Genomic DNA, 26,927 nt, shown 5'->3' on the forward strand with positions numbered 1-26,927 from the left:
CACATCGCGCGTATGCAGGGTAAGGCTCTCCGTTGGGCGCCAGGCCGCCGCCTGCCCTTGGCCTCATCCGGATCTCAGGACCAGCCGTTGCGTTCCAGAAGCCGTATCACTGAATGCAATGCCTGCGTGTAGCGGGGATCGGTCGCGTACCCGGCGCGGGCGACTTCAGCCGCGAAGCGATATGGATCGTTCGCGAACTGGAACGCCGGTTGGTAGCGCTTGTTGCGACGAAGGAACTCGCCATGGCCGATGAACGCCTGTGCTGCGGAGGGAAACACTCGGAACCAGTCCCGGACGACGTAGTCGTACCTGCCATCAGGCCGTGGCGTGATCGAGATGATTTCCGGGAAGGTGCGCACGTCAGGACGGGACAGGACCTCACGGGTCCGCCACAACTGCCGGGTCGACGGGTCCTCGGTGGCCTTCGCCTTGATCCCGAAGAAGTTGTTGCCGGCTGCCTTGACTCCCCAGCCCGATTCCAACGCCGCCTGAGCCAAGGTGACCAGACCCGGCACTCCGGTCTGGGCCTGGCTGGCCTTGGCGAAGGCACCGTACCGCCTGACGAACTCGGCCGGCCTCCGAGTCTCGCCGGATTGCTTCGGCGCGGCGCCGCCAGGTTTCGGCGAAGCGGCCGACGACGGAGGTAGCGGAACTGAGCCTGGGCCGCCAAGCCCAGGTACCGGTCCTGCGAACAGCGGGCTCGGGTGGAGCGCGCCTTCCCAGCTCAGATCGACGTGGATGTGGTCGGTATGGGGGTTGAGCTTGTATGGACGCCACCCGGCAGCGCGCAGGTGCCAAGCCCAAATTCGCCTGTTCCAGATGATGACCGCGACCTGCAGTTCGACCGCATTTTGTATGAGCCAGGTGATGTAGGCCGCCGCCTCGGCTGCCTGCTTGGGATCGCCGCCTTCGCATAGCAATCGATCGAACGGCCTTCGCCATGCAACGACGGGCTGCCGGATGCTGTCGATCTGCAATTGAAGGTCCCCGCCTTGCGCCCGGTGAGGCGCGTCCATTGCCTGCGCAGCGCGCCCGCGCCCTTTTGCTCGCCGGTCGCGCATTTGGAGAACGAACCGCGGCGTACCCGTCCGGCGATTCGATCTGGGGTCTGCGTCCTACCGCCCACCGGTAGCGGGGTCGACGTAGCCGGCTGTGGAGCCGCCGGCCGGCTTCCCGAGGGAGCGGCTGGAACCGACCGGCCGTGCGCGCAGGTGTGCGGTGTCGCTCCGGGCAGGTCGGCTGCGGGGTCGACAAGCAGCCGCCATCCGAAGGTCCGCGGCATGGGAATGTGCTCCACCGACGTGGCCTCGACGCGGAACAGCCGGCGCAGGACAGCTGAGCTGGGACTAGCCGACAGTTCGCCACAGATCGCGTTCGCGACGAGGAGGGCGTTCTTGGCTGTACCGCTTCCGGGTCGGTAGAGGATGCGAAGTGCCGAATCGGCGGTGCCTCGTGCGATCCGGCGCTTTGCCCAGGCAACCACGTGTGACATGTCGCCGTAGGTGCCGTCGAAGATGTGCACCTCGTCCGGGTCGGTGTGCCGGACGATGGCATTGACGGGCGCGCCGCCACCGGAGTGGCCTGTGAGAATGAGCCGACCGAGCTTGGCGCTGACGCCGGTCTGTAGCCGAAGGATCTCCAAGCCGCTGCCGACCAGTTCAAGGATCGCTCCGGGCTTCACCAGTTCTGGGAAGTTGTACGCATCGCCGCGACCACCACCGAAGAAGTTCCCGCGCGGGACGAGCCCGAGGATCGGTCGTGTCGGTCCGCCGGTACGCGCTCCGGGCGGCGCGAGGTCCAGTCCGCTGATGGCAGCCTTGTCCGCCAATCGCATGCGCGGGCCGTTGCTGCTGTAGCCGTGCAGATGGATGACAACGTCGATGACACTCGTCGACTTCGACATGGTGTTCCACCGCAAAATCAGGTCCGGCGGTGTGCCTCGATGTTTGGTGAGGACGGGATGCCGCTGCAGAACGAACTGACCGGAGGCGACCTGCGGCCCGCCGTCTTCCTGCCCGAACTCGGCGACGGCGCCGTTGGAATCGCCGACGACGAAGCCTTCTCCACCAGCCGCCCATTCTTCGGCGAGCATTTCGCCGCTCCACTCGCCGACGTACTCACCGACGGCAAAATCGTGTTCCGCGCCGGTGTTCTCCGCGGTGTCCTGGAAACTGAGCGCCGCTGAGTGACCTCCATTCGCCCAGGCTTCACCGAGCTGCTCGGAAGTCCATCCGCCGCCATACTCACCGTAGGCCAAGTCGCGGGCCTCGAAGTCGTGCGCCTCGCGCTCAGCCTCGCCGCCGTAGGCCAAATCGCGGGCCTCGAAGTCGTGCGCCTCGTGCTCAGCCTCGCCGCCGTAGGCCAAGTCATGCGCCTCGTGCTCAGCCTCGCCGCCGTAGGCCAAGTCCTGGGCCTCCAAGTCATGCGCCTCGTGCTCAGCCTCGCCGCCGTAGGCCAAGTCGCGGGCCTCCAAGTCATGCGCCTCCTGATCAGCCTCGGCACGGTAGCCGAAGGTCTCGTCCACTTCGCTTCCGAGTTCCGTGGAATCGGCTTCCTGCGAATGCTCAGCACGGTCGGAGCCGCCGCCGAGATTCTCGGCGAAGATCCCCTCGTGCACCGGCCAGGTGGTGTCGACTTCGAACTGGGTCTCATCGAGTGAGGCAAAGACCGTCGATTCAGAATGTCCGTTCATCGTGGCACTTCCTCATCAGTCGCCATCAGGTACGTGCAGCCGGTGTGCGATGACCGTTACTCGGCGGCGCAACCGTCGGGACCAGAGAACCTGGCAGCAGCCTGGTCGGCTGGGCCGATCGTCTGTCAGCCACCGGTCGTCGTGTTGTGACGGCGAGATCCTTGATCCGTTCGCCGGTTGCCGACTGCCAAAGGTCGATGACCCGGTTCATAGTGTTGGCGACCGCCGGGGAGGTTCCTGGCGCGAGGTTGGTGTGCTTGTACAGGATCTGCGCCGTTGAGGGCGTGTTGAAGAGGCCGAGTTCGATTGCCCACATCAGTGGGGACACGAGGTCTGCCAATTCGAAGAGCTCACGCGCTTGCCGAGAGGGCGCCATTCCGACGCGTGTACCGATCGCAGCGAGCCGATCAGCTGGATTTCCCCTGGCGCCAGCGTTCGCGGAGAGGTCGAGGACCAACGCGGTGTCGTACTCGACGGTGAGGTGAAACCAGCTCAGCATCGTCACATATCCGAACTCCTCGCGAGCAAGCATTCCTCCTTGGCGCCGGAGTTGCAGCATCTCGCCCAGGGTCTGGCAGATGTAGCCGATGTAGCTGTCATCGGTGGCCTTCGCGCCTGAGCTGTTCGTGTCGTTCTCGAACCCGAGCCAGATCTGCCGGAGTAACTCATGCCACAACTCCAGGAAGCGCACGTTCGCAGTGGGCCCCGCGTCCTGTTTCCACGACTGCCCGACGATGTGCCGGGGAGCCGGGTGCGGAAGGTCGAGTCCGAACATCCGCCAGTAGGCGTTCCTTCGGTTGACGGTCGTGTCCGGGCGCAGCTGGCTGACCAGTGGACCACCCGTGCTGAACAGTGGCGAGTCGCGGAAGAACAGATCCTCCGTTGACCGAACCCACGCCATCGTGTCGAAGGTCGGCGCAGGCAGGGTCTCGCCAGCGACGTATCGACGAGCGACCTCACCGAGGATCTCGAAGATGCCGGTTGATTCGATCAGGTAGGCGTAAAGCAGATGCTCCCATATCGGTGGTGGCGTGAGCCCGATGCCAGCCGCGCCGCTATAGGGCTGCTGGGGTGTCGGGGCCGTTGCTACCGGCTTCACACCCGAAAGCAGCGTGCTGAGCAAGGCGTCGGGAACCCGCGTCTTGCTCATGTCACCGAACGGTGAGGCCGCCGCGCCACCCAATATCGTCGTCCAGGCCGCGCCTCCAATCCCGCCTTTGGACCATACCTCCTCCAGCCAACGGCTCAGTTGCAGCGGATGAACGGCGAGGACTGCGTTGGCGCCGGCCGCATCCGGTAGCGTCCCTGGTGGCGTGATGGCCCCTACAAGAGTGCGAAACATTTCAAGTCTCCTAACTGGCCGTCTGCGTCGGATCCGTCAACGGGATCTGGGTCGGGATCCCTACGCCAAGCACTTCGCCGTATGCGTCCCCTGCCTCGACGAGCGCGATCCGACGCCGATCGCAGACGATGGGGCGGCCTCCGAACGGAACTGTCTCAACGTCGAACTCATCGTCTGATCCATAATGCTGGTGGGGCTTGCGATACTTCAGCGTGAGTCTTGCCGTGTGCTTAGGCGCCGCCCCGTCGAACGTGAGCCTGCTCTGGTCTTCCTTGATGTGACTCTGGCTCAACTTGAGCAGAACCACATCGGGATCGTCATGACGGCCGAAGTTTCCCAGCCCGTTCCTGATCAAACGGAACTGAAGGATGGCCTGCTCTTGAGGACGACTGAGCTGGGTGGTTCTGTTCAGCGCTCTGACGAGGCGATCGATCGCATCGCTGTCCTCCCTCCCCGACCCGTCGCTCGTCCCCACTGCTCTGGTCATATCCGTCATGTCGCTTCCTTTCTCGTTACGCGGCAACTGAGCGATCGCCGCCCAGACGTAGAAGCCAGTTCCTCATTGCGATCGGCGGATCCACCGAGTCGAGTCCACGCAATACTGTGAGCGAGAGGATTCTCATCGGCTCCACGCGCTGTAGATACGTCGACGTGTACAGGGATGCGCCGGCGCGATCGGCGAGGCGTTTCAGTTCGCCAGGCGCAACCCGTCGGGGGTCGGCGAGCTTTGCCAGGTAGGTCCCGTTGAACGCCTGCATGCGGGTTCGGGTGCAGACGTCAGCGAGCCGTTCGAGCAAGGGCATGCTCGCCGCCACGATCTCAGCGGCGTCCTTCGGCGCAGCGCTCAAGGGATGCCGTGCGAGCCATCGCTCGCTCAGCTCATCCCAGGGCCCGGGTCCGAACCAGGTGCGGCAGAGTGCGGTGTTGAAGTGCACGCGTAGTGCAGCGATCGGATGCGGATCGCCGAACGGCATGCGGTACACCGCGGCCGATGGCCCGTCCACGACCGTCGCAAGTGCCGGCACTGGTGCGTAGCCGAGCAGCGAGAACGCATAGACATCGGCGGCTACTTCGCTGGCCCATGAGCTCCAGGCGTCAGCGGCCAGCTCACTGTGCGGAAGGACGGCGCGATGCAGCGCGGCGGCCAGCTCCGGAATCCACCCGGTGAGATGCGCCACCTGGTGACCGGTCTCGTGCAGCAGCGAGGTCGGCTGCCACAGATTGTGGCGGGTGACCTTAATGGCAGCAGCGGGTGAGAGGGATGCGTCCCAGAGGCGAGCTCCCGACCGGAGTATTGAGGCTCCCATTCCCTTGTCGAGATAGGTGAGTACCGGAGGTGCGTCGATTCCGAGTGGACGCAGCACCTGATCCATGCTGTGCACCGCGAGAGCATCTAGGCCGCGCATGATTGCCGCCGTCGTTGCATTGGTTCTCGTGTTCACCGCATCGCCGAAGAAGTCGACAGTCGCTTCTGCGCGCAGATAGCGCCGCCGTAGGCTGAGGAGATCAGCACGGACCTGATCAAGGTCTGCCACCTTCTCGGCCGCCCGTAGCGCGTACATGAGTTGATCGGCTTGGGCAGTCAGTCTCTTCGATTGAGCTATGAGGTTGCTTCGCACGCTCAGGCCGAGGTAGGACTCGAGTTCCGCCCACGCGCCCGGAGACGCTGCGACGTCCAGCTCGCCGAGCCCGACGCAGGCTCGTCGCCAGTGACGCGCCTCCGAGCCGAGAGCCGCGGTTTCGAGACTCAGCATGTCAGGCATCGAGCCAGCCCGGATGGGTCACGACCTCGGGCGCCGGCACGGTTTTGGAGCTGAGCACGAGTCCCTTGAAGGTCACAGTGATAGTGACGCCCTCGGCGGGATCTGCGACGGCTGCTGCCAGTTGCGCGCTCCGCTGTACGAGGTACGTCGAGATGCCGGTCGAGGTGGCCGCTGCGATCGTGCCGGCGAGCGCCGACGCGGCGGCCGGATCAAGCGCTGCGGACCTGGCCAGCCTGCGGGCGATCTGGTGTTGGAGTCGAGGCAACAAGATCTCGCGGAGGACGGCCAACACCGAGGGCAGGTCCCGCTGGCCCGCTGGCGCAGATCGCTGAATCTTCGCCTGGAGCAGGCGAGCGCGTCGCTCCGACAGCCGTATGGCGATACGCAGTCGCTTGTCCGAAGGGTTCCACCGGACGCTGACCAGCCGGCGTGGCCGGCGGACCCGGCGAGCCGGAAACTGCGCTACCCGCACCCGGAAGTATCGCTGGCCCGGCAACGGTCGGTAGGAGCCGGGCGACAGGGTCACGGTGTTCCGAGAGCGTCCCAGAGCGGGTTGGGACAGCAGCAGTCCGGCCACCTCCGGTGTCAACGGCTGAAAATCCTCTGCCAACGGGTTCTCGCCGGCCGGGAGAGTTTCGTCCCGGGTCAGTTGACCCACGAAGGTTCCTGGCATCGTCTCGTAGAGGTCCACCTCAGCCTGGACCGGCCACCCGGGAACGCCCCGGTCGAGCAGGTAGGTTTCCAGAGTGCCACCGTCGGACCAACGGATGGCCCGTGCCGCCTGCCGCGTGATCGGAACCGCGAAAATCCTGGTGTACTTACGGAATCGGTACTGCGGCGCAGTCGACCTGGGCATCATGATCCAGAAGCCGGCTTCGTGCGATGTTTCGCGCTCGGGCAGATCCTCGCGCAACATGCGGTCCGGCAGGTAGGCAGCGGCTGATTCACTGAAGGCGCGTTGCACTGCGGCGCTGACCTGCAACGCATCAGACTGGGCTTCGGGAGCCAGTTCCTCGAGCACCCGCATCACGGTGGCTTCCACGGTGGAGGCCAACGCTTCACCGGGAATCGCGCTTTCGGCGCTGGTCGCCGTCTCAAGGCCGATCGTGGTAAATCCCAGGCCGACCACGGTGCGGGCGATCAACTTGTCGGGCTCCTGACCGATGACTCTGGCGATCTGGCGCGCATTGGCCGGCCCGATGGCTGCCTTGATAAGACCCGCCAGCGGCCTGGCGATGAGGTTGATCAACGCATCGCGTTTGCCGGTCAGTTTAAGCCCGAGTTTCAACAACGGCCTGATCGCCAAGACCACCGGTATGAACTGTTCGATCTCGGCGATCGGTGGTTGTGCGCCGTTGTGCTCACTCAGTTGAACGGCCAGCCGGGCACGTGCGTCATCGAGTGCTGCGAGTTGGTTCTCTTCGTTGGGGTATTCACCGGTGTACTCGTACCCCGTCTCGTAGGGAGACTCGGTCGAGGCTTGATAGGCAAGATAGGACTGCTCGGCGCCGTATCCCGAATCCTCGTCCGCCTCAGGCATGGTCAGCAGCGCCATGACCTCATGGTCGAACGCCTCCGCGAGCGCGCTGGCGACGCCCAGCTCGGACTCGTGATCCTCACCGAACGTCGTCTCGTCGGCTTCGCCCAGCCCGAGCTTGTTCATCAGGATGGGGATGAACGGACGCACGGCGCTGGGCAGCATCTGGCTCAGCGGCTTCATCAGCTTCTTGAGCACGCCCTTCAGCAGTGACAGGCCCGCGCGCTTGAGCTTCTGAAGCAGCGGGCCGAGCAAACCCTTGCCAAGGCCCTTCAGCCCGTCGGCTATCGTTCCCAAACCGGCCTTGGCAATGTTCACAACGCCCTTGATCGGGTTTTTGGCGAATTGGACTGCGTGTTTGATCAGGCTCTTTGCCTTGTTCGCGAGGCCCCGGACGATCTTGCCGAAGATCTCGGATTCGAGCGGGCCGTAGGTCTCCAAGGACTCCAGGAGCTCGTCGAGTTCGTGCTCCGGCATCCCCTCGAAGCTCGTGTTCTCCAGCCCGGCCGAGAACCCGTCGATCAGTCGTTCCCACTCGGTGACCAGAGGACCGATCCACTCGTCAAGAGAAGCGCTGACCTCGGACTCCGACGGAGTGGCCGACCATTGCTGCGCATCCGCGAGGACGCGCGCTGCCCCTTCGTTCATCAACTCGTCGAGCGCATCCTCGAACTGCTCGTCGTGCAGCGCCTCGAGGAAATCCTCCGCGAATGCCGCCTGTTCATCGGCCTCGCTGTAGGACTCGGCTGAGAACGGTGACTCAGCGAAGTACACCGCCTCGAACGGAGATTCGCCGGAATCCGTCGGGCTTTTCTCGTGTTCTGCGGTTGGCTCCGAGAAGGATGCCAGTCCTGCGAACGGCGAAGAGTAGGTTTCCTCGTCGCTGCGGTACCCCACATGTTCGTCAAGTGTCACCGGTCTACCTCCGCGGTCAGATGCCTTCGTAGCGACGATGATCGGGACGGGCTTGTCATCTCACGTCAACGCCTTGTATCGCGCGGCGTTGGCGCCGGCGATCGGGATCCAGCGAAGTCATGGAGTACCTCGGCCAATTGCGCACACGCCTGGTCGACCTCGGCGAAGACCCACTCGGCCGTCGGCGTCGTGGTGCCACCGGCGCCGACGATCACCCGGATGATCGTCCTGCCCGAGTCTCGCCACACCCGGATAATCACTACTCGACTGTCAGCGTGTGCCACGTCGGGCAGTCTGCCCAGTGGATGTCCTCGTCATCGTCAACGATGCGTTGTGGCAGATGGTGCGCCGGAGAATCGAGTCCCGCAGCAACGCTCAGCCTCAACTGCCTTGGGTGACTCGACGGCCATCATGCCAGTCATTGGAGGACCTGGATCGGGCCGGCTGCACCCCTGCCGGTCGCACCACCCTGGCTGGTGCTACCGGCACGGGAACACCGACGAGCCGGTACAGATCGGGCGCGGGCCGCAAGCGCAGCTCACTCCACAACAGATCGGTGAACAGGTCGAACTGCCGGCGTGCTTCGCCGCGGTTGCCTGACCGCAAATGGGTTTGAATCAGGGTGGTCTGCGAAGACTCCCGCAGGGGTTCTTCGGCGACGACTGCGAGCATCGCATCGATCGCTTCCGGGAAGCACGCCTGTTTCTGCAGCCGGCGTGCGTTGCCTTCGAGGGCGTGCAGCCGCATCTGCCGAAGTTGCTCGCGGGCCAAGAGCAGCCATGTCTCATCCCAGCCAGGCAACAACTCCACCTTGTTCGCGACCAGGCTTGTGATCTCGCCAGTCAGGTCCTCGTTGCCGGCGATCATCTTGCTCGCCACTGAACGAAAGTGGTGCAGATCCACCTGGATGTCGGAGCTGAGCACGACGTGGTCGACCTCGACCAGAACGAGATGTGAGCTGGCGCGGCGTATCCGCCACAGTGCAGTGCGCAGGCTGGCCCGCGACCGCTCTGTGGTCGCATCGGGCCACAGGCGTTCGGCGAGTACGCCCCGGTCGCACCACTGACCGATCGTCTTGTCCAACGACAGCCAGGCAAGCACCCGCCGCGAGTGCATGGGAAGTGCTACGTATTGGCCCGCGATCCGAAGGGAGAACCCACCGAGCAGTGAAAGGACGAGGTGGTTATCTGAATCGATCATGGAACTCTTCCTGGTCCTCTTGTGGCCACCGCCGGGCCGCCCCCATGTGAAATGTGATCGCGCTACGTCCTGGCGCTCCCGCGCGTGGGTATCAGACTCCGTTGGAAGCCTTCGGACTCTGTCAACGGTTCGTCAACGGTTCGTCATCCCGGCGCGGTTGGCCGCAATCGGGTCATCGTGTCGCTCGCCTCCTCAGAGGTTGCGCCTAGGCTGGCTCTCTACAGTCCACCTTTTGCCGATAAAGGTCCATCGCTGGGTGATACCTGTTCCATTGAAGTCCGGACGGGGTGGGCACCGACCGACGAGCGATATGACCACCGCGGCCCAGCCCTCCCCCGGTTCGGTTGCCGGAGGCAAGCTGGTTTCCACCTCGCTGGACACCACTGACCCGGGCCCGTTGGCCGAGTTCTACGGGCGCTAGCTGGGCATGAAGCGGATCTACCAGCGTCCGCCACGGCAGCGTCATCGCCCTATCGGACGGCGGTTCGGCGGTGCCCTGCGCTGTTACAACTTCAGCGAGCTCATCGCCTCCCGCGACCTACCCGACTGTCGGGAGCACCTGCGCGAGCAGGCAGCGGCGCTGGCAAGTCCCCTCCCCCGCTGAGGCATCCTTCCCGCGCCGGGCGGGGCAGGCCGATCGGGTTGGGACAAGGGAGGACCCCGTCAGCGGCCCCGGACAGCGGCGCCAGCAGTTGCGCCAGCCGGCTCTGCTCGGCTGGGCCGAGCGCGGCCCAGGGGTGGGCGGTCAGCCGGTCGGTGTGGCTTTCCATGGCCCAGGGGGCGGCTTCTCCCCCGGCGGTGGGTCGGCCGTCGCCTGCCAGCCTCGCCGTACCAGAGCCCGGGTCGCGGACCGAGCAGAGCGGCGGCCTGGAACCCCGCCCGACGAAGCAGACGCAATAAGAGAGGAGATCACCAATGAGCCCTGAACAACCACACACCACGAACTACGAACGCGTAACGGTGGAGCCGGGCCAACCGCCGCCGCCGGTGAGCAGTGAGAAGCCGCACCGGCAGCGCACCCACGGATGTGAGTTCGATCCCGGTTGCAGCAGAGCCAAGGACTTCTAAGATGACGTCGTTAAGCGCCGAGCTGGTCATGCGTCATGAAGGCCTATCTCAGGTGTCGAGCAACGGGACTAACTCGACTGCATAGCTGGGGGCAGACGGACGTATCACCTATAGTGGAAAATGGTTCCGAGGTCCGGCTTGTCGAATATGGGGGGCCCGCATGCTTGAGATTGGCCTACTGCGCGCGCTGCACGCGGTGGCGACCGGCGGGTCGATCAACGCAGCCGCCGACGCGCTGCACGTCACGAACTCGGCCGTGTCACAGCGGCTGGCGAAGCTGGAACGCGACGTCGGGCAGGTGATGCTCGAACGGCACGGCCGGGGAGTGCGGCTCACCGACGCCGCCAAACTACTCGTCGACCATGCCGAGCAGATCCTTTCGCGGGTCGACGCGGCGGAGACCGCGCTGGAGGGCCACCGGGGTGCGGTGGTCGGCAGGCTGTCGATCGCGGCGTTCCCGACCGCGGCGCGCGGCCTGCTGCCGCATACGATGCGGATGTTGCGCGCCGACTACCCGCAGCTGCATCCGGTACTGCACGAGCAGGACCCGATGGTGTCGGTGCCACTCGTGGTGCGCGGTGACGTGGACGTGGCGATTGTGCAGGACTGGTACAACGCGCCGCTGGAGTTCACCGGAGACCTTGAGCGGGCGTACCTGCTCGACGACGGGATGGATCTCGCCCTGCCCCTCACCCACCCGCTGTCCGATCACGCCTGCGTGGCCATCGAGGACGTTGCCCGCGACCCGTGGGTGAGCTGGCCCCGCGGCACCGTGTGCGGCGACTGGCTGCGGCACCGGCTGCGCGGCCTCGGCGTCGAGCCACGCATCGAGCACGCGGTCGCCGAGTACCCGACCCAACTGGCCATGGTGGCCGCCGGTTTCGGGGTCGCGCTGATCCCAAGGCTCGGTCGCTCCACAGTGCCGGCCGGGGTACGCATGGTCGCCGTCACACCCGCGCTGACCAGGCAGGTGTACGCGGTGTGGCGGGCCGAGACCACGCACCGGCCCGCCCTGCGCGCGACCATCGACGCCTTGATCGCGACCACGACGCAGCTGTCTGACGAGCCTGCGATTCAGGCCGCGGAGGTCAACTCGGCGTACTGAGCATCAGACAGTGTCAGCGACGCGGCGGCCAGGTTCTCCTCCAGATGCGCGATCGAGCTGGTGCCTGGGATCGGCACGATCACCGGCGAGCGGCGCAGCAGCCATGCCAGCGCGACCTGGGCCGGGGTGGCCTCGAGCTCCTTGGCCACCCGACCGAGCGGGCCGTCCCACCCGGCTAGGTCGCCGCTGGCGATCGGGACCCACGGAATGAACACCAGGTTCTCCCGCTCGCAGTAGGCCACGACCGCGTCGTGGCGGCGCTGGCGAAGGTTGTACAGATTCTGCACGCTCACCACGTCGATCTGCGTGCGCGCCTGCTCGATCTGCTCGACGGTGACTTCGGACAGCCCGATGTGGCGGATCTTGCCCTGGTCCTGCAACTGCTTGAGCGCGCCGAACTGCTCCTCGGCGGGCACCTTCGGGTCGATGCGGTGCAACTGGAACAGGTCCAGGCGCTCCACCTTGAGCTTGCGCAGGCTCAGTTCCGCCTGCTGGCGCAGGTACTCCGGCCGGCCCACGGGGCGCCATTCCTTGCGCGACGGGCGGGTCTGCCCTGCCTTGGTGCCGATGACCAGGCCGTCGCGGTAGGGGTGTAGCGCCTCGGCCAGCACCTCCTCGCTGCTGCCGGGGCCATAGGAGTCCGCGGTGTCGATGAAGTTCACGCCGAGTTCCACGGCCCGCCGGGCGAGGGCGATGGCGCCGGGCAGATCGGCGGGCGGCCCCCACACGTCCGGTCCGGTGAGGTGCATCGCGCCGAACCCGAGTCGGTTCAAAGGCAGGTCCCCACCGAGCAGAATGGACGACATGTCACAGAGCTCCTTTGACGGGCTGATCGGGCGCCTCGCTGTCGCCCAATCTAGCGAGAATCGGCGGCTCGACCGCTGAAACCTTGTGGACAGTACTGTTCAGCACCGCTGTCGGACCACCGATCTCGACCGGGGTCAGCCACTGCGGGCGTCGGTCGGACTGGCCGCGGACGATGGCCGAGTACTCCCGCTCCAGCAGCGCCGCGACCGGCCCCTGTGTGCCATCGCCTACCCGCAGTCCGTCGATGGCCACCACCGGCAGGATCTCCCACGCGGTGCCCATGAAGAAGATCTCCTCGGCCAGGTAGAGCTCGCTCCTGTCCACCTCGCGCTCCTGCACCGGCACGCCCTGTTCGCGCGCGAGCGCGAGCAGGCTGTCGCGGGTGATCCCGGCAAGCGCTCCGCTGGCCAGCGACGGGGTGACCAGCACGCCGTCGATGACCAGCGCGACGCACGCCGCCGCGCCCTCGGCGACCTGGTGCCGGTCGTTGAGCATGACCGGCCAGTCGTGCCCGTTCTCCCGCGCCTCGATCAGCGCGAGCCGCCCGTTGTGATAGTTCGCGAACGCCTTTGCCCGCGGCGGCATCGCGGCGGCCGGCACCCGGATCCACGAGCTGACCGCCGCCCGGCAGCCGGCGCCGGTGCGCAGCTGGCTGGTGAATGGCCAGCTGTCGATCACTGTCTCGCACTCCGCGCCCGCCGGAACCATCTGCTCGCGGATCAGCCCGCGCGCGAACACCCACGGCCGCAGGTAGGTGTCGGCACGGTAGTCGTTGGCGGCCAACAGATCCAAGCAAGCCTGACGCAGCTCGTCGCGGGTGTGCGGCAGGTGCAGACGGCACAACCGAGCCGAGTCGAGCAACCGGTCGAGGTGCTCGTCGAGTCGGAACACCAGCAGCCGCTCGCTGTCAGCGGCGCGGTAGGCCTTGATCCCCTCGAACACCGCGGCCACGGACGCGTGCCCGACCGCGTTGACGTGCACGGTGGCCTGCGCCCACGGCCGGATCGCGCCGTCGCGCCAGATCCACCGCGGCGGCGGCGTCTGGTCGGCTAGCGCGCTCACTCCTGCTCCTCGCCGACGGTCGTCATCGACGCTCGCCGCGCAGCTGTGGTGGATGGGCCGCTGGCAAGCTCGCTCACGACCTGCCCCGCCAGCACGTCGAGGTCCAACCCGGCCAGGCTCGGCACGACCAGCGTCGCAGCGCCCAGCGCGGCCGGGTCACCGGCGCCGTTGGGCACTCCAACGCAGAGCAGTCCGGCCGCGGTCGCCGCGGCCACCCCGGCCGGGGAGTCCTCGAAGGCCACCACGTGCGCCGCGGTCAGCCCGGTCACGGCGAGCGCGTGCAGGTACAGGTCCGGCGCCGGCTTGTGCACCGGCACGTCGTCGCCGGTGACCACGGCGCCGAACCGGTCGAGCACGCCCAGCCGGGCCAGGTGCCCGCGCACCCAGTGGGCGGCGGAACTGGACACGACCGCCAGCCCCAGCCCGCGCTCACGCGCCGCGTCGAGCAGCGCGACCACCCCTGGCCGCAGCGGCTGGGCATCGGCCAGCTCAGCCTTGCAGGCGGCCCGCCATGACAGCTCCTCCGCGGTCACCGGACGTCCCAGCCGGGCGCCGAGGTCGGCGGCGGCGGTGACGTGGCCGGATGAGTCGCCCGCCATCGCCGACCACACCCGTGCGGGCAGTTCGTGGTCGAGACGGGCATAGAGCAGCTCCCACGAGCGCCGCGCCGCGGACTCGGTGTCGCAGATCAGGCCATCGAAGTCCAAGAACAGCGCTTTCATCTCCCTGCCCTCATCCGTGCGGGCTCCCCCAGCAGCCTGGCCAGGTGGTCGTTGGTGAACCGGCCGTCGGGATCGAGTTCGGCGCGCATCCTGGCGAACGTGTCCCACTCCGGGTACCGCGGCCGCAGGATCTCCGCGGTGGCGGTGTGCGCCTTGCCCCAGTGCGGGCGCGCGCCGTGCTCGCGCAGCACGTGCTCGACCATGCGCAGCAGCTCGACGTAGCGGGCGCTGCGTGGCACCGTCAGGTTCACGTACCCGGTGGCGCGGCCGTAGGCGGGCGAGAGCGGGGCGTCATCGGCGGCGCCGACCCGCATCAGCAGGGCGTACGGCGAGTACAGCCCGAAGCGGCGCAACGCCCCGCGCAGCTCTCGCACCGCGTCCGGAACACCAGCAAGCGCAAGGGCATGCTCCAGCGCGAAGAACCGCACCGGCTGTGGAAAGCTGAACGCCTGGAAACTGGAGTCCACATAGGAGGCCGGGGGTCTGTACGGCGGCAGCGTCTGGCTCACCCAGCGCACCATGCCCGGTCCCAGCCTGCTCGCCAGCCCGGCAAGTCCGCACCGCACTTCCTCCACACTGGACAGCAATGGCCGCAGCCGCGCGCCGCGGTCGGCCCGGTCCTCGGTACGGTGCAGCGCCCGCGTCGATGCGTTGTCCAGCCACGGAAGCCACGTCGCCGACACGTGGTCGGCGCTGCCCGCCCACTCATCGAACCCGTCGAGCAGCTCCTCGAGCGGGCGGCTGCCCGGCGCCGAGCGCAGTCGGAACGCGGGCACGACGCGCACCGTCACCCTGGTGACCACGCCCAGCGCGCCGAGCGAGGTGCGCGCGCACCGCAACAGCTCCGGGTCGCTCCGCTCGTCGCAGTCTCGGACCGTGCCGTCGGCGGTGACCAGCCGCAGCGCCACCGCCAGCCCGGCGAACGGCCCATGCGCCAGGCCGGTGCCGTGGTTGCCGGTGGCCAGTGCGCCTGCCACGGTCTGCGAGGTGATCGTGCCGGCGTTGGGCAGCGCCATGCCCGCGCGGTGCAGTGCGGTGTTCAACGCCGCCAGCGACGTGCCCGCCCGCACGGTCACCGTGCTCGCGTCCGGGTCGATCCGCTCGACACCCGCGCACGATGACATGTCGAGCAGCGTGCCGTCGGTGCAGACCAGACTGTTGAACGAGTGCCCGGCGCCGACCGCGCGCACGGTCTGCCCGGCCGCGGCAGCGCGCCCGAGCTCGGCGACCACCTCGCTCTCATCGCGCGGCCTGGCGATGCGCTGCGGGCGGCAACGGCTGGCTCGCGACCAGGTGCGCCATTCGGTGCTCATGAGTGCAGAGTCCGCAGCTGGCGGCTGAACCGGGCGACCGCGTCGGTCCAATGCGGCATGACGTGGCCGAGCGAGGCGAGTAGCCCCGTGTTCAAGCTCGAGTCGCGCGGGCGCCCGCCCAGGAACGGCATGTCGGCCAGCGCGACCGGCGTCACATCAGCAGGCAGCGTCGCGTCGTAGGCCTCCAGCGCCACCCGCGCCACCTGGTACCAGCTCGCGGTGCCCGCGTTGGCCACGTGCACAGTGCCCGCGACCCCGCGCGCGAACAGGAACACCAGCGCCCCGGCCAGGTCCCTGGTGTAGGTCGGGCAGCTGAACTGGTCCTCGATCAGCTCGCTGGTCGCTCCTTGCAGCGCCTGGTGGATGGTGGCCAGGACCGTGTCCGTGCACTCGTCGGCGCCACCGAACAGCCAGGACGTGCGGACGACCAAGTGCTCGGGCACGCTCTGGCTGATCCGCTCACCCGCCAGCTTGGTCAGCCCGTACACCGACAGCGGGCTCGGCGTGTCGGCCTCCCGGTAGCCGCCCACCGGTGGCGTCGCGCCGTCGAACACGTAGTCGCTGGACAGGTACACCAACCGGGCGGCGCTGAGGCGGCAGGCGGCGGCCACGTTGTGCGTGCCCGTGACGTTGACCCGCATGGCCAGCCGCGGGTCCGCCTCGCAGTCGTCCACGATGGCGTGCGCGGCGGCGTGCACGACCAGATCCGGTCCGAACGCGGTGATCGACTCGGTCACCGCGGCGCGGTCGGCGATGTCGAAATCCTCGCGGGACACCCCGTGCGTCACCCAGTCCGCGGTGCGGGGATCGGTGGCTAGCACGTCGGTCAGCGCCGAGCCGAGCATGCCGTCGGCGCCGGTGAGGTAGAGCCGCCTCACAGGTGACCGAACTCGGCCAGCAGCTCGTTCACCGTGGCGCCCGAGCTGATCTTGTCGCGGATCACTCGCTCCTTGTTGATGTTCATCTTCGCGCCTGCCAGCACCTCCTCGGCGATCGACTGCGGCACCACGGCGATGCCGTTCTCGTCGGCCACCACGATGTCGCCCGGGTTGATCACCTCGCCGTTGACCACCACCGGCACGTTGACCTGCACCGGCTCCGTGCGGTCGTGCACCGCGGTCGGCGAGGGCCGGGGAACGGTGCCGCGATACCAGACCGGGAACTGCAGGTCTCGGATCTCGTCGACATCGCGGATCGCGCCGTCCACGATGCCCGCGGCGATGCCCGCCTTCTTCGACAGCGTCGACATCAGCCCGCCCCACATGGCCGTGCGGGTGCAGCCGTGCGCGGCGAGCACGATCACGTCCCCCGGCTGCGCCCGCGCCAGCACCGGCATGCAGTCGACCAGGTCGTCGATGGACAGGTTCACCGTCAATGCGGGCCCGGTGATCTTGTGGTGGTGCAGGACGGGCAGCAGCCCGCCGATCGCGCCGACCCGTTTGCGCGCGTCGGTCACCAGGCAGCTCGGGCTGTACTCGTCGAGCACGGCGCGGAAGCCGTCCAGCAGTTCGCGCGGTGGGCGGATCATGTCGTTGTAGATGGTCTCCACTACCGGTCCTTTCAGGCGTTGCTGGTTTGGGGGCTGCGGGCGGCGATGGTGTCCACGAGCCTGCGCGCACTCAGGCCGTGAAAGTCGAGCGTCTCGTGCGGGGCGCCGCACACCGGCAACTCGGTCAGACCGATGCCGAGGAACACAGGAAGGCGCGGCAGGCCTGCCTCCAGCAGCGCGCGGGCAACCAGGTCGGCCTGCGCGCCCCGGGTGTAGTGGTTGTCCACGACCACCACTGACTCGGCGCCCACGACCAGCTCGGCCAGCCACGCCGGATCGATCCGGTTGAGCCAAGGCAGGTTCACCACGGTCAGGTCCAGCGCGGGCGCGGCCGCGAGCAGCTGCGCGAGGACGATCGGCCCAGCGCCGATGGCCACGGTCCTCCCGCCCGCCCTGACCACCTCGCCGCGCCCGGTCACCAGTGGACCCGCCGGCAGGTCGAGCACCTCGGCCGGGCAGGGCGCGCTCACCAGCCGCAGGTACACGCTGTCCTTGACTGTGGCGCAGTAGTCGACGGCCGCGCGCGTCTGCGCCGGGTTCGCCGGTTCGAGCACCACCAGATCCGGGACCGCGCCGATGGCGCTCACGTCGCGCACCGCCTGATGCGAATGGCCAGGGGCAGCGGGCAGCACGCCCGCGAGCGAGCCGACGTAGACGACCTTGCGGCCTTCGCTGGCGTTGTTGTAGATCTGCTCGTTCGGCCGAGAGTGCAGGAAACAGGAGAACGAGTGCACGAACGGCACCAGCCCCCGCGCGGCTAGCCCGCCCGCCATCGACACCATGTCCTGCTCGGCGATGCCGCACTCGACGAACCGGTCGGGGTGGGCCTCGCGGAACGGGATCAGCCCGGTGTCCAGCACCAGGTCCGCGTCCATCGCCACTACCCGCCGGTCGCGTGCGGCCAGCTCGGTCAGCGCCTGTCCGTAGACCGGTGGCAGGGTCACCGGCACCGGCACCGGCACGGGCGGGAGCGGCCGGTCGGGGGCCGGGGCCAGGGCCAGCGGCGCCAACCCCGCCCCTGCGAGCAGCGCGTCGGCCGACGCGGTCAGCTCCGCGTGCGCCGCGGCGTAGTCCTGCGGCGCGGGCGCCCCGGAGTGGAACCGGTAGCGCCACTCCCCCTCGGCCATTGAGGTCGCGGCGAAGCGGGCACACCCCGCGCCCTTGACGGTGTCGGCGATGATCACCACGGGGCGGTCCAGGCACTTTCGCCGCTCGCGCAACGCGGTGTCGAGCGCGGCGGGGTCGTTGCCGTCGCAGCGCAGCACGCCCCAGCCGAACCCGGCGAACCGCGCGGCCAGGTCGCCGAGGTCGCTCACATCCCTCACCCAGGTGTCGGACTGGATCTTGTTGTGATCCACCACGACGGTCAGCTCGCCCATACCGGCGTGCACGGCGCCTGCCAGCGCCTCGTAGTTCTGGCCTTCCTGCAGCTCGCCGTCGCCGAGGAGCACGAACACCCGCTGACGCCGCCCGGTCATCCGGTTACCCAGCACCAGGCCCTTCGCCTTGGAGATGCCCATGCCCAGCGAGCCGGTGTTGAACGGCATGTGCGGCGTGCGCACGTCGGGATGGCCCGGCAGCCCGCCGAGCCGGCGCAGCCGGTGCACCAGGTCCTCCTCGAGTCGCCCGAGCCCGATCAACGCGGCATAGAGCCCCGGCGCATCGTGGCCCTTGGAGGAGAAGTAGACATCGTCGTCCTCCATCTCCTCCAGCAGCAACCACGACACCACGTCGGCGGCGCTGAAGCTGGAGCCAAGGTGCCCCGAGCCCGCCTTGGCGATCATGTAGAGGGTGTTGATCCTGCTCATGGTCGCGAACGCGCGGCACCTGCGGTGCGGGTCGGCGATGCCGTCGCGGACTCGGTCAAACTCCGCGGTCGGCAGCCAGGTCAGCGGCAGCAAGGCAGTGCTCCAGTCAGTTGGACGGTCACCAGCAGCCGAAGCCACCGTCGACCATCAGCTCGGTTCCGGTCACGTAGCCGCTCTGCGCCGAGGCGAGGAACAGCAGCGGGCCGCGCAGGTCGGCGGCGAGCGCCATCCGGCCCAGCGGCACTCTGGCGGTGAATTTGGCGACGAACTCGGCGTCCTGGTCGCCACGCACCCCGCCGGGCGACAGGGTGTTCACCCGCACCCCGGCTGGGCCCCACAGCGCGGCGAGGTAGCGGGTCAGCGCGGCGACCGCGGCCTTGGACATGCCGTACGCGGGTGGCTTGAGGAATGGCGGGTCGACCTGGATGTGCTCATACAGCCGCGGATCCGGGGCCAGGCCCGCATACAGCGAGCCGATGTTGACGATCGACCCGCCACCGCCGGCGGCCATCGCCGTGCCGAACACCTGGCAGCACTGCAAGGTGCCCAACGCGTTGACGTCCAGCACCGTGCCCGAGAGCTCCTTAGGCAGGTCGCCGAAGCGTGCGCCGCCGCCGAGCGCCGACGGCGGCGAGTCGATGCCCGCGCTGTTCACCAACACCTGTGGCGGGCCGGGGCAGGCCGCGAGCACCCGTTCGAGCGTGGTCCGGTCGGTGACGTCGGCGACGTGGAAGTCGAACTGCTTGTCGCCGTGCGCATCCAGCACCTCGCGCAGCGCGCTGTCGGGTTCGGCGGCCCGGTCCAGCCCGATCACGGTGGCCCCCGAGCCGAGCAGCGCGTCGACCCATGCCGGACCCAGTCGCCCACATGCGCCGGTCACCACCGCGACCCGGCCAGCCAGGTCGGTCAGGTCTGCCGCCGTCATGCCAGGAGGTTGAGGGTGATATCCGCCTCGGCGTCAAGCGGGACATTCAGCGACCGGCCGACAATCTGATCGAGCAGGTGCGGCGGAGTGCCGTCGCCCGGGGACTTGATCAGGATGTCGACCTCACCGAGGACGTGCCCCTGGGGCAGCGGCCGCGCGGCGACCAGCTTCTTGCCCATCTTGCGCAGCGCGGGACGCTCCCTGAGATCCATCCTCTTGACCGGCGAGCCCATCTGCTCTCGCGTGCGGCGCAGGCCTGCGACCAACTCGGCCAGCATCGGCGGCTCCAGCGAGAAGTGGTGGTCGCTACCGGGCCTACCGCGATCGAGAGTGAAGTGCTTTTCGATCACCCTGGCGCCCAGCGAGTAGGCGATGTAGCTGGTCTCGATGTCGAGGTCATGGCCGGAGTAGCCGACGACCACATCGGGCAGCTCGCGACGATAGGTGTGGATCACCGACAGGTTGAGGTCGGCGGGCTGGGTTGGATAGAGCGCGGTGCACTGCAGCACGGCCAAATTCGCGTTGATCGGCAGGATCGCATCGACCGCCCGGCGCACGTCGTGCATGTCGGCCGCGCCGGTGCTGATAATCAGCGGAATGCCGGCCTTGGCCGCGTAGATGAGCAGGGGGATGTTGGTCAGGTCTCCGGACGCCATCTTGATCGCCGGGACGCCCAGATTCACCAGGAAGTCGACGCTGCCAAAGTCGAAGGCGGTGGAGATGAAGTCGATGCCGACTTCGGCGGCGACCCCGGCCAGGTGCCGGTACTCGGTCTCGCCGAACTCCAGCGCCTCGCGGTGCGCGCCGTAGGTCGGGCCGTAGCTGTTGCGCCCGGTGTAGGGCTCGTCGTACATGGCCCGCGTGTAGAGCGCCCGGTTGTCGCGCTTCTGCAGCTTGGCGGCGCTGGCCCCTGCAGCCGCCGCCTGGCGGACGAGTTCCTCGGCGGTGGCCAGGCGCCCCTCATGATTGTGTCCGATTTCCGCGATCACGTATGGATCACTCGAATCGTCGATTCGCTTTCCGGCGATGGTTAAAATCCCCACGTTCGTGTTCCCCGTCGTCTTGGCGATTTATTACGGGCAGCAATGACATGCGGGGCGATACGCGATGCAATACGCGATGCAATACGCGTCACTCTCGCATGAGAAAGGCTGACTTTCTCTCAGGGAAATTTCCTTTTGACTCCCCGAGGAATTTACCTGATTGGGTTTAACAGTCAGCAGGCATGTCTGTCAAGACCGCTTCTGCCCAAGCTCGAACTAAGGCTGTTGCGCTTCCAAATAAGCAGGTTACGGCCACTAGCTGCCGTTCCTCGATCCAGCTCACGCAAAGGTGGTGGGCCACCTAGAGCGATTGCGCGAATGAATGCCCGTCGCGTAGCAACGCTTAACTGTATTGTGAAGAACATTTCAAGAATTATTGAGAGCAAAACGCTCGCGCTTAAGGCAAACTGGCCTTCAATGAGCTGCATCAGGCGGATACCACTCGCTGGGGATGTGCTCGCGCATGTCATGTGACAAGGGAGATTTAGCGTGCACAACGGGAGTCGGAACGCCGCCGACGACCGCTGGCTGGACGTGCATTCGCAGGGGGAAACCTAGTCACTGGAGTCTTGATGAGCATCCTGATCGTGCACAAAACCAACCTGAGCCGTCGACAGCACCTGACACGGGCCGCGCAGTACGCCGCCGAGCACGGCGAGGAGCTGGTGCTGCTGATGCGGGACGCCACCTGGGAGTCGGGCCTAGCCGACCGGGTGGTGCCGGTGGACACCAGCGATATTGACAGCGTGCTCGCCGCGGTGAAGGCGGAGACCGCGCCGGTGTCCGGTGTGATCACCTTCGCCGAGGCGCTGGTGCCCACGGTGGCCAGGGTCGCCGCCGAGCTCGGCCTGCCCTGGGTGAGCGAGCGCACCGCGCAGCTGACCCGGGACAAGTACCGGATGCGCGAGGCCGCGCATGCGCACGGCGTGCCCCAGCCCCGATTCGGGCTGGCCCGCGACCTCGACGAGGCGCTGAGCGTGGCCGAGCGGGTGGGGTTCCCGCTCGTGCTCAAACCGGTGCTGGGCACGGGCAGCATGTTCGTGCGCAGCGTTGCCGACCCCGCCGAGCTGACCGAGCTGTTCGAGTTCTTCCGTGCGAGCGCGTGGGACCGGTTCACCACGGACCCGCTGCACCACGCCGCGATGGCCGAGTACGGCGGAGCGCTGCTACTGGAGGAGTTCGTGCCCGGCCCGGAGATCAGCGTCGAGTCGCTGGTGGTGGACGGCGCCCCCCACATGGTGGCCATCCACGACAAGCCGCTGCCCACCGGCCCGACCTTCGAGGAGGTGTACGCGTGCACCCCCACCCGGCTGCGGGGCGATGTCGTCGAAGCCGTGGCCAAGGCGGCGGCCGACGTGCACGCGGCGCTGAGAATCGAGGTAGGCGGCACGCACGTCGAGTTCAGGTTGCGCCATGGGACCGAGCCAGTGCTGCTGGAAGCGGCGGCCCGGCTGGGCGGCGGCCCGATCTACCGGTCGGTGCTGCTCAGCACCGGGGTGGACATGGTCGCCGCGGCGCTGGACCTGGCCACCGGCCGCACGCCGGTGATCCAACCGCGCGAGCGGCCGATCGCCGTCGGCTTCTGGAACATCTTCCCGGAGCGGGCGGGTCGGTTCGTCGCCGCGCACGGCGTCGAGCAGGCCCGCGCCGACGAGCGGGTGGTCGAGCTGGACATCTACCGTGAGCCGGGCGAGCTGCTCGCGATGCCGCCGCAGACCTTCCAGGGCCATGGCCACCTGATGTTCCTCGCGCCGTCGGTCGACGAACTCGACGGCGCCTTCTACGAGCTTACCGATCTGGTCCGCCTGCAGACCGAACCCATGTGAGACAAAGGAGAAGAGCGGCCACATGCCACGGGTAGCCAGTTGGGCGCGCCTGCACGCCGTTGAATACGCGGCGCACAAGGCAATCGCCGCCGACTCGACCGCGGCGATCGAACGGTGCTGGGCACAGTGAGGGGGCACACCGCATGACCGCGGCGACCACGGGCAACGTGGAGGAGAAGGCACCCGACCCGCTGTGGCGCAATCAGAGCTTCCGCAGACTGTTCGCCGCGGCGGCGATAAGCGACATGGGCTCGCAGATCACGTTCGTGGCCCTGCCGCTGGTCGCGGTCATCGTGATCAACGCCTCCCCGGCCGAGGTCGGGGTGTTGTGGATGCTCAGGTTTGTCGCGTTCCTGACCGTTGGATTGCCGGCCGGGGCGCTGCTGGACCGCACCAAGAAGCGTTGGGTCATGGTGACATCGGACCTAGGCAGGGCCGTGGTGCTGGGATCGATCCCGCTCGCGTGGGCCATGGACGTGCTGACCATCCAGCAGCTCTACATCGTGTCCCTGCTGTCCGGCGTCGGGAACGTGTTTTTCGACGTGGCCGCGCGCAGTTACCTTCCGGCGGTAGTCGGCAGGCAATATCTGCTGGCGGCGAACTCCAGGCTGGGCAGCGCGAACGCGACGAGCGCGCTGGCGGGCCCGAGCGTGGCCGGCTACATCGTGCAGTTCTTCGCCTCGCCGATCGCGATCCTGATCGACGCGATCAGCTTCGTCTGGTCCGCGCTATGGCTTTTCCGTGTGCGGCAGCCCGAGCCCGAGCCCGAGCGGCGCGACCAGCCCAGCTTGTTCAAGGAGATCGGGGAGGGAACGAAGTTCGTGTGGCGGCATCCATTGCTGCGCCCGATAGTCATCGCCGGAGCGTTGACGAACCTGTTCCTAACCTTCGCCATCGTCGCGGTGCCTCTACTGCTCGTCCGCGAACTCGGGCTCGGCGGCGCAGCGGTGGGTTTGTTCTTCACCTTCGGCGGTCTCGGCGTGCTGCTGGGTGTCTCCACCGCGACCCGGGTGTGCAAGCGGCTCGGATCCGGGCAGTCGCTGTGGAAGCTGGGCATCATCGGAATCCCGTTCGGCTTCCTGGTGCCGATGATGAATGTCGGCTGGTGGCAGTGGGTCGCCTCGGCGGCCTGGACAGTGATCATTTTCCGGGTCGGGCACAACAACGTGGTACTGGTCAGCTTCCGGCAGCAAGTCACGCCGGACCGGCTGCTGAGCAGGATGAACGCGACCATGCGGTTCGTCATGAACGGCATGGAGGCGGTCGCCGCCGCCATGGCGGGCGTGCTCATCACCTTCCTCGGGGTGCGGACGGTGATGTGGATCGCCGCGATCGGGCTGGCGGTGGCGTGGCTGCCCGTCCTGTTCTCCCCGCTGCGCTCCATGACGAGCTTCGACAGCCAGTACCCGGGCGCGCCCGGGTCCGAGAGAACCGAGTCGCCATGACCGACATCGACACCATGACCGACCCAGTCACCGACGCCTACCTGCGCCGATGCCTTGACGGTGACCGCGGGCTGTTGGACGCAATCGCCAACGCGCCCTTCAGCGAGGTGTTCCTCGCCGCCAACGCCAACCAGCTGTTGCCGCGGCCACTGTTCATCGCCGAGGCGACGATCAGCCGGTTCAGCGCCGACCTGTCCGGGTTCTTCGACCTGCTGACCTCCCTGCCGCAACGCATGTTCGACGGCGACGTCGCCGCGTACTGCGCGGCTCTGGGCATGGAGAGACAACGGGCGGCGATCCTGAGCCGGTACCCAGGCAAGCCGACCAAGTACGGCAGGGTCGACGCCTACCACGACGGCGAGTCATTGCGGTTGCTGGAGTTCAACATCGGCAGCGCACAGGGTGGCATCGACCGGTCCGAGATCGGGCGGATGTTGCTGCAAGTCGACGCGTTCGCCGAGTTCGCCGCCGAACACGGCCTGGTGCACGTCCACACCGGGGAGAAGGTCGCGAATCTGTACCGGGAGGCGGCCAAGGAGCTGACCGGCGGCGCCGACCCGGTCGTGGGCTTCGTCGAGTCTGACTCCGGGTTCGGGGGGTACGAGAACGCGGTCAAATCCTATATCGAGATGATGGCCTCTCAGGGACTCGAAGTCGTGATGGGCACCATCGGCCAGATCACCGAGCGCGACGGGCGGCTTTACCTACACGGCAGGCGAATCGACCTGATCCAACGGCACTACACCGAGAACGAGATGGTCACCGAGCCCGGTGTGGCCGAAGCCGCCGAGCGGGTCTTCCGCGCGCACGACGAGGGCAGGGTCGTGCAATGGACTTCGCTGCACAGCTCGCTCTACCACAACAAGGCGGCGCTGACCCTGCTGTCGGACTCCCGCATGCGCCAGGCGTTCACCGCCGAAGAGGCCGAGCTGGTCGACCGGGTGCTGCCGTGGACGAGGCTGCTCGCCAACACCCAGACCGAGGTCGATGGGCAGACCGTGGACCTGATCGGCTACTGCCGCGAGCACCGGGCGGAGCTGATCATCAAGCAGCAGCGCAGCTTCCGGGCGGAGGGCATCGTCGCCGGGTGGGACACCAGCGACGCCGACTGGGCCGACGCGCTGGCCGACGGAATCGAGCAGAGCGCGTTGGTGCAGCGCCGGGTGATCCGCCGCGCCGAGCGGGTCGTGCACCCGGAGACCGGCGAGGTAGACGAGTACGCCGCGACCTGGGGCGTGTTCATCACCCCACACGGCTACGCCGGGACCAGCCTGCGCGCGATGCCCATCGACGACGAGATCGCCAGGCACACGCCGGATCGGCGGAGGGCCGCCGTCTTCCAGTTCCCGGCGGGGGCGGCATGAGCGACCCGGTCACCGCCGAGTTCAACCGCCGCTGCTCGGCCGGCGATCGCGGCCTGCTCGAGGCGATGTCGGCGGCCCGACTACCCGCCGCGCTGGTCGCGTCGATGCGAGGGCGGTTCCTGCCGCGGCCGATGTTCATCGACAAGTCGGTGATCCTTGGCTTCAGCGAGCAGGTGATCACGCTGTTTGACCTGCTGGTGGCGGTGCCCGACCGGTTCTTCGGCGGCGACCGCGAGCGGTACGCGCGCGCGGTCGGGATGAACCCGCGGCAAGCGGCCTATCTGTCCCAGTTCACCGACAAGCCGGAGCTCTATGGCCGCGCCGACCTCTACCACGACGGTGAGTCGTTGCGGCTGCTGGAGTTCAACGTCGGCAGCGCGCTCGGCGGCTTGGACCGTGCGCAGATCTCCGCCGCGCTTCTTGAGGTGCCCGCCTTCGGGTCGTTCGCCGCTGAATTCGAGCTCGACTACGTCAACACCGGTGTCCGAGTCGACCGCGCGCTTCGCGCCGCGGCCGCACCGGTGTGCGGTGAGCGCGCTCCCGTGGTCGCGTTCGTGGACAGCCACGAGAAGATGGCGACCTACCTGCACCTGGCGACCTCGTTCCAGGAGATGCTCGCAGGGTTGGGCATCGAGGTTCTCTTGGCCACGTTGGGCGATGTGGCGTTCACCTCGAACCGGGTGAGCGTGCACGGCCGCCCGGTCGACCTGGTGCTGCGGTACTTCAGCATCGGCGACTTCGTGGACGACCCGGACGGTCGCCGGGTCGTCGACGACCTGCTCCGCGCCGAGGCGGACGGGACCGTGGTGCTGTACACGTCGTTGTCCGGCGAGCTGTTCAACAACAAGAGCTCCCTTGCCCTGCTTGAGCACCTGCGGGACAAGCTGTCCGAACAGGAGGTGGCATTGATCGACCGGGTGCTGCCGTGGACCAGGATTATGTCGCCCGACCTCATGGAGCACTGCCGGGTGCACCGGGAGAACCTCATCCTCAAGCCGGGCGCGAGCTTCGGCGGCCAAGGCATCGTCGCGGGCTGGCTGCTCGACGAACAGGACTGGAAGGACGCGCTGGCCGCCGCGATCAACGACGGCGCGATCGTGCAGCGGCGGGTCGTGCCGCGAGGCGAACCCGTGCTCGACCCCGACACCGGTGAGTCGCGCGACTGGCATGCGGTGTGGGACTGCTTCCTCACGCCCGAGGGATACGCGGGCTCGCATATCCGCGCGCTCCCCGCCGGGGGCGGCGCGGTGATCGGCATGGGGGCCACCAAGGCTGCGCGGACGACCGGCATCTTGTGCTACCCGCCACCGGCCTGACGACGAGGATTTCAGCCGCGATCATGGCCGACATCAGCACAGGCCGTCGCAAACCCGAGAGGACCTTCCCGGAGTCAGAGCCGAGCCGGCGAGGATCGGTGCTGGCGTTGCCGGGTGCGCAGCAG

General features: G+C 67.6%; 21 protein-coding genes. 5 read left to right on the top strand and 16 right to left on the bottom strand.

Translation table 11 applies throughout. The features are described from left to right. Positions 1-74 precede the first annotated feature (74 nt). The 7 genes from VGB75_11445 to VGB75_11475 form a co-directional block, all read right to left on the bottom strand. Positions 75-839 carry a glucosaminidase domain-containing protein gene (locus VGB75_11445; protein HEY0167644.1) on the bottom strand — a complete coding sequence of 255 codons (765 nt, stop codon included), beginning with the start codon at positions 837-839 and terminating at the stop codon, positions 75-77. Then, entirely contained in the window at positions 725-2,692 is a 1,968-nt protein-coding gene (locus tag VGB75_11450) for a hypothetical protein (protein HEY0167645.1), read from the bottom strand. The genes VGB75_11445 and VGB75_11450 overlap by 115 nt, the downstream gene beginning before the upstream one ends. Before the next feature lie 25 nt (positions 2,693-2,717). Next, positions 2,718-4,034, bottom strand: a complete 1,317-nt coding sequence (locus VGB75_11455) for a hypothetical protein (GenBank protein ID HEY0167646.1) — start codon at positions 4,032-4,034, stop codon at positions 2,718-2,720. A 10-nt stretch (positions 4,035-4,044) separates the two neighbouring features. Next, entirely contained in the window at positions 4,045-4,530 is a 486-nt protein-coding gene (locus VGB75_11460) for a hypothetical protein (protein HEY0167647.1), read from the bottom strand. A 16-nt stretch (positions 4,531-4,546) separates the two neighbouring features. After that, positions 4,547-5,797 carry a hypothetical protein gene (locus VGB75_11465; protein ID HEY0167648.1) on the bottom strand — a complete coding sequence of 417 codons (1,251 nt, stop codon included), beginning with the start codon at positions 5,795-5,797 and terminating at the stop codon, positions 4,547-4,549. Next, a complete protein-coding gene (locus VGB75_11470; GenBank protein ID HEY0167649.1) occupies positions 5,790-8,249 on the bottom strand; it encodes a hypothetical protein in 2,460 nt (819 codons plus the stop codon). The genes VGB75_11465 and VGB75_11470 overlap by 8 nt, the downstream gene beginning before the upstream one ends. Positions 8,250-8,630: 381 nt before the next feature. Further along, positions 8,631-9,449, bottom strand: a complete 819-nt coding sequence (locus VGB75_11475; GenBank protein ID HEY0167650.1) for a BTAD domain-containing putative transcriptional regulator — start codon at positions 9,447-9,449, stop codon at positions 8,631-8,633. A 1,228-nt stretch (positions 9,450-10,677) separates the two neighbouring features. On the opposite strand from VGB75_11475, the gene VGB75_11480 reads away from it, so the two are divergent. Then, positions 10,678-11,622 carry a LysR substrate-binding domain-containing protein gene (locus tag VGB75_11480; GenBank protein HEY0167651.1) on the top strand — a complete coding sequence of 315 codons (945 nt, stop codon included), beginning with the start codon at positions 10,678-10,680 and terminating at the stop codon, positions 11,620-11,622. Here the strand turns inward: VGB75_11480 and VGB75_11485 are convergent. Genes VGB75_11485 through VGB75_11525 form a run of 9 tightly spaced genes read right to left on the bottom strand, consistent with a single transcriptional unit; the run spans position 11,592 to position 20,797 of the window. Further along, positions 11,592-12,428 carry an aldo/keto reductase gene (locus tag VGB75_11485; protein HEY0167652.1) on the bottom strand — a complete coding sequence of 279 codons (837 nt, stop codon included), beginning with the start codon at positions 12,426-12,428 and terminating at the stop codon, positions 11,592-11,594. The genes VGB75_11480 and VGB75_11485 overlap by 31 nt on opposite strands. 1 nt (position 12,429) lies before the next feature. Next, positions 12,430-13,491 carry a branched-chain-amino-acid transaminase gene (gene ilvE, locus VGB75_11490; protein ID HEY0167653.1) on the bottom strand — a complete coding sequence of 354 codons (1,062 nt, stop codon included), beginning with the start codon at positions 13,489-13,491 and terminating at the stop codon, positions 12,430-12,432. Beyond that, a complete protein-coding gene (locus VGB75_11495) occupies positions 13,488-14,213 on the bottom strand; it encodes an HAD-IA family hydrolase (GenBank protein ID HEY0167654.1) in 726 nt (241 codons plus the stop codon). Before VGB75_11495 ends, ilvE begins: the two co-directional genes overlap by 4 nt. Then, positions 14,210-15,526 (bottom strand): D-arabinono-1,4-lactone oxidase, encoded by a 1,317-nt coding sequence (locus VGB75_11500; GenBank protein HEY0167655.1) that lies wholly within the window; start codon positions 15,524-15,526, stop codon positions 14,210-14,212. The genes VGB75_11495 and VGB75_11500 overlap by 4 nt, the downstream gene beginning before the upstream one ends. Further along, positions 15,523-16,404 (bottom strand): dTDP-4-dehydrorhamnose reductase, encoded by an 882-nt coding sequence (gene rfbD / locus VGB75_11505; protein ID HEY0167656.1) that lies wholly within the window; start codon positions 16,402-16,404, stop codon positions 15,523-15,525. The genes VGB75_11500 and rfbD overlap by 4 nt, the downstream gene beginning before the upstream one ends. Continuing rightward, positions 16,401-17,075, bottom strand: coding sequence for a hypothetical protein (locus VGB75_11510; GenBank protein HEY0167657.1), 675 nt, complete (start codon positions 17,073-17,075; stop codon positions 16,401-16,403). Before VGB75_11510 ends, rfbD begins: the two co-directional genes overlap by 4 nt. An 11-nt stretch (positions 17,076-17,086) precedes the next feature. Further along, positions 17,087-18,976 carry a 1-deoxy-D-xylulose-5-phosphate synthase N-terminal domain-containing protein gene (locus VGB75_11515; protein ID HEY0167658.1) on the bottom strand — a complete coding sequence of 630 codons (1,890 nt, stop codon included), beginning with the start codon at positions 18,974-18,976 and terminating at the stop codon, positions 17,087-17,089. Between the two features lie 25 nt (positions 18,977-19,001). Beyond that, the gene (locus tag VGB75_11520; protein ID HEY0167659.1) at positions 19,002-19,808 is read right to left on the bottom strand and encodes an SDR family oxidoreductase; all 807 of its coding nucleotides are present in this window, start codon (positions 19,806-19,808) and stop codon (positions 19,002-19,004) included. Then, on the bottom strand, positions 19,805-20,797 hold the full coding sequence (locus VGB75_11525) for an N-acetylneuraminate synthase family protein (GenBank protein ID HEY0167660.1): 993 nt from the start codon (positions 20,795-20,797) through the stop codon (positions 19,805-19,807). Before VGB75_11525 ends, VGB75_11520 begins: the two co-directional genes overlap by 4 nt. A gap of 626 nt (positions 20,798-21,423) precedes the next feature. Between VGB75_11525 and VGB75_11530 the strand changes: the two genes are divergently transcribed. The 4 genes from VGB75_11530 (at position 21,424) to VGB75_11545 (ending at position 26,802) form a co-directional block, all read left to right on the top strand. Further along, the gene (locus tag VGB75_11530) at positions 21,424-22,677 is read left to right on the top strand and encodes an ATP-grasp domain-containing protein (GenBank protein ID HEY0167661.1); all 1,254 of its coding nucleotides are present in this window, start codon (positions 21,424-21,426) and stop codon (positions 22,675-22,677) included. A 143-nt stretch (positions 22,678-22,820) separates the two neighbouring features. Continuing rightward, positions 22,821-24,122, top strand: a complete 1,302-nt coding sequence (locus VGB75_11535) for an MFS transporter (protein ID HEY0167662.1) — start codon at positions 22,821-22,823, stop codon at positions 24,120-24,122. Next, on the top strand, positions 24,119-25,486 hold the full coding sequence (locus VGB75_11540) for a hypothetical protein (protein ID HEY0167663.1): 1,368 nt from the start codon (positions 24,119-24,121) through the stop codon (positions 25,484-25,486). Before VGB75_11535 ends, VGB75_11540 begins: the two co-directional genes overlap by 4 nt. Next, positions 25,483-26,802, top strand: a complete 1,320-nt coding sequence (locus tag VGB75_11545) for a hypothetical protein (protein HEY0167664.1) — start codon at positions 25,483-25,485, stop codon at positions 26,800-26,802. The genes VGB75_11540 and VGB75_11545 overlap by 4 nt, the downstream gene beginning before the upstream one ends. Positions 26,803-26,927: the final 125 nt, after the last annotated feature.

Source organism: Jatrophihabitans sp. (genome assembly GCA_036399055.1).
Classification (GTDB): domain Bacteria; phylum Actinomycetota; class Actinomycetes; order Mycobacteriales; family Jatrophihabitantaceae; genus Jatrophihabitans_A.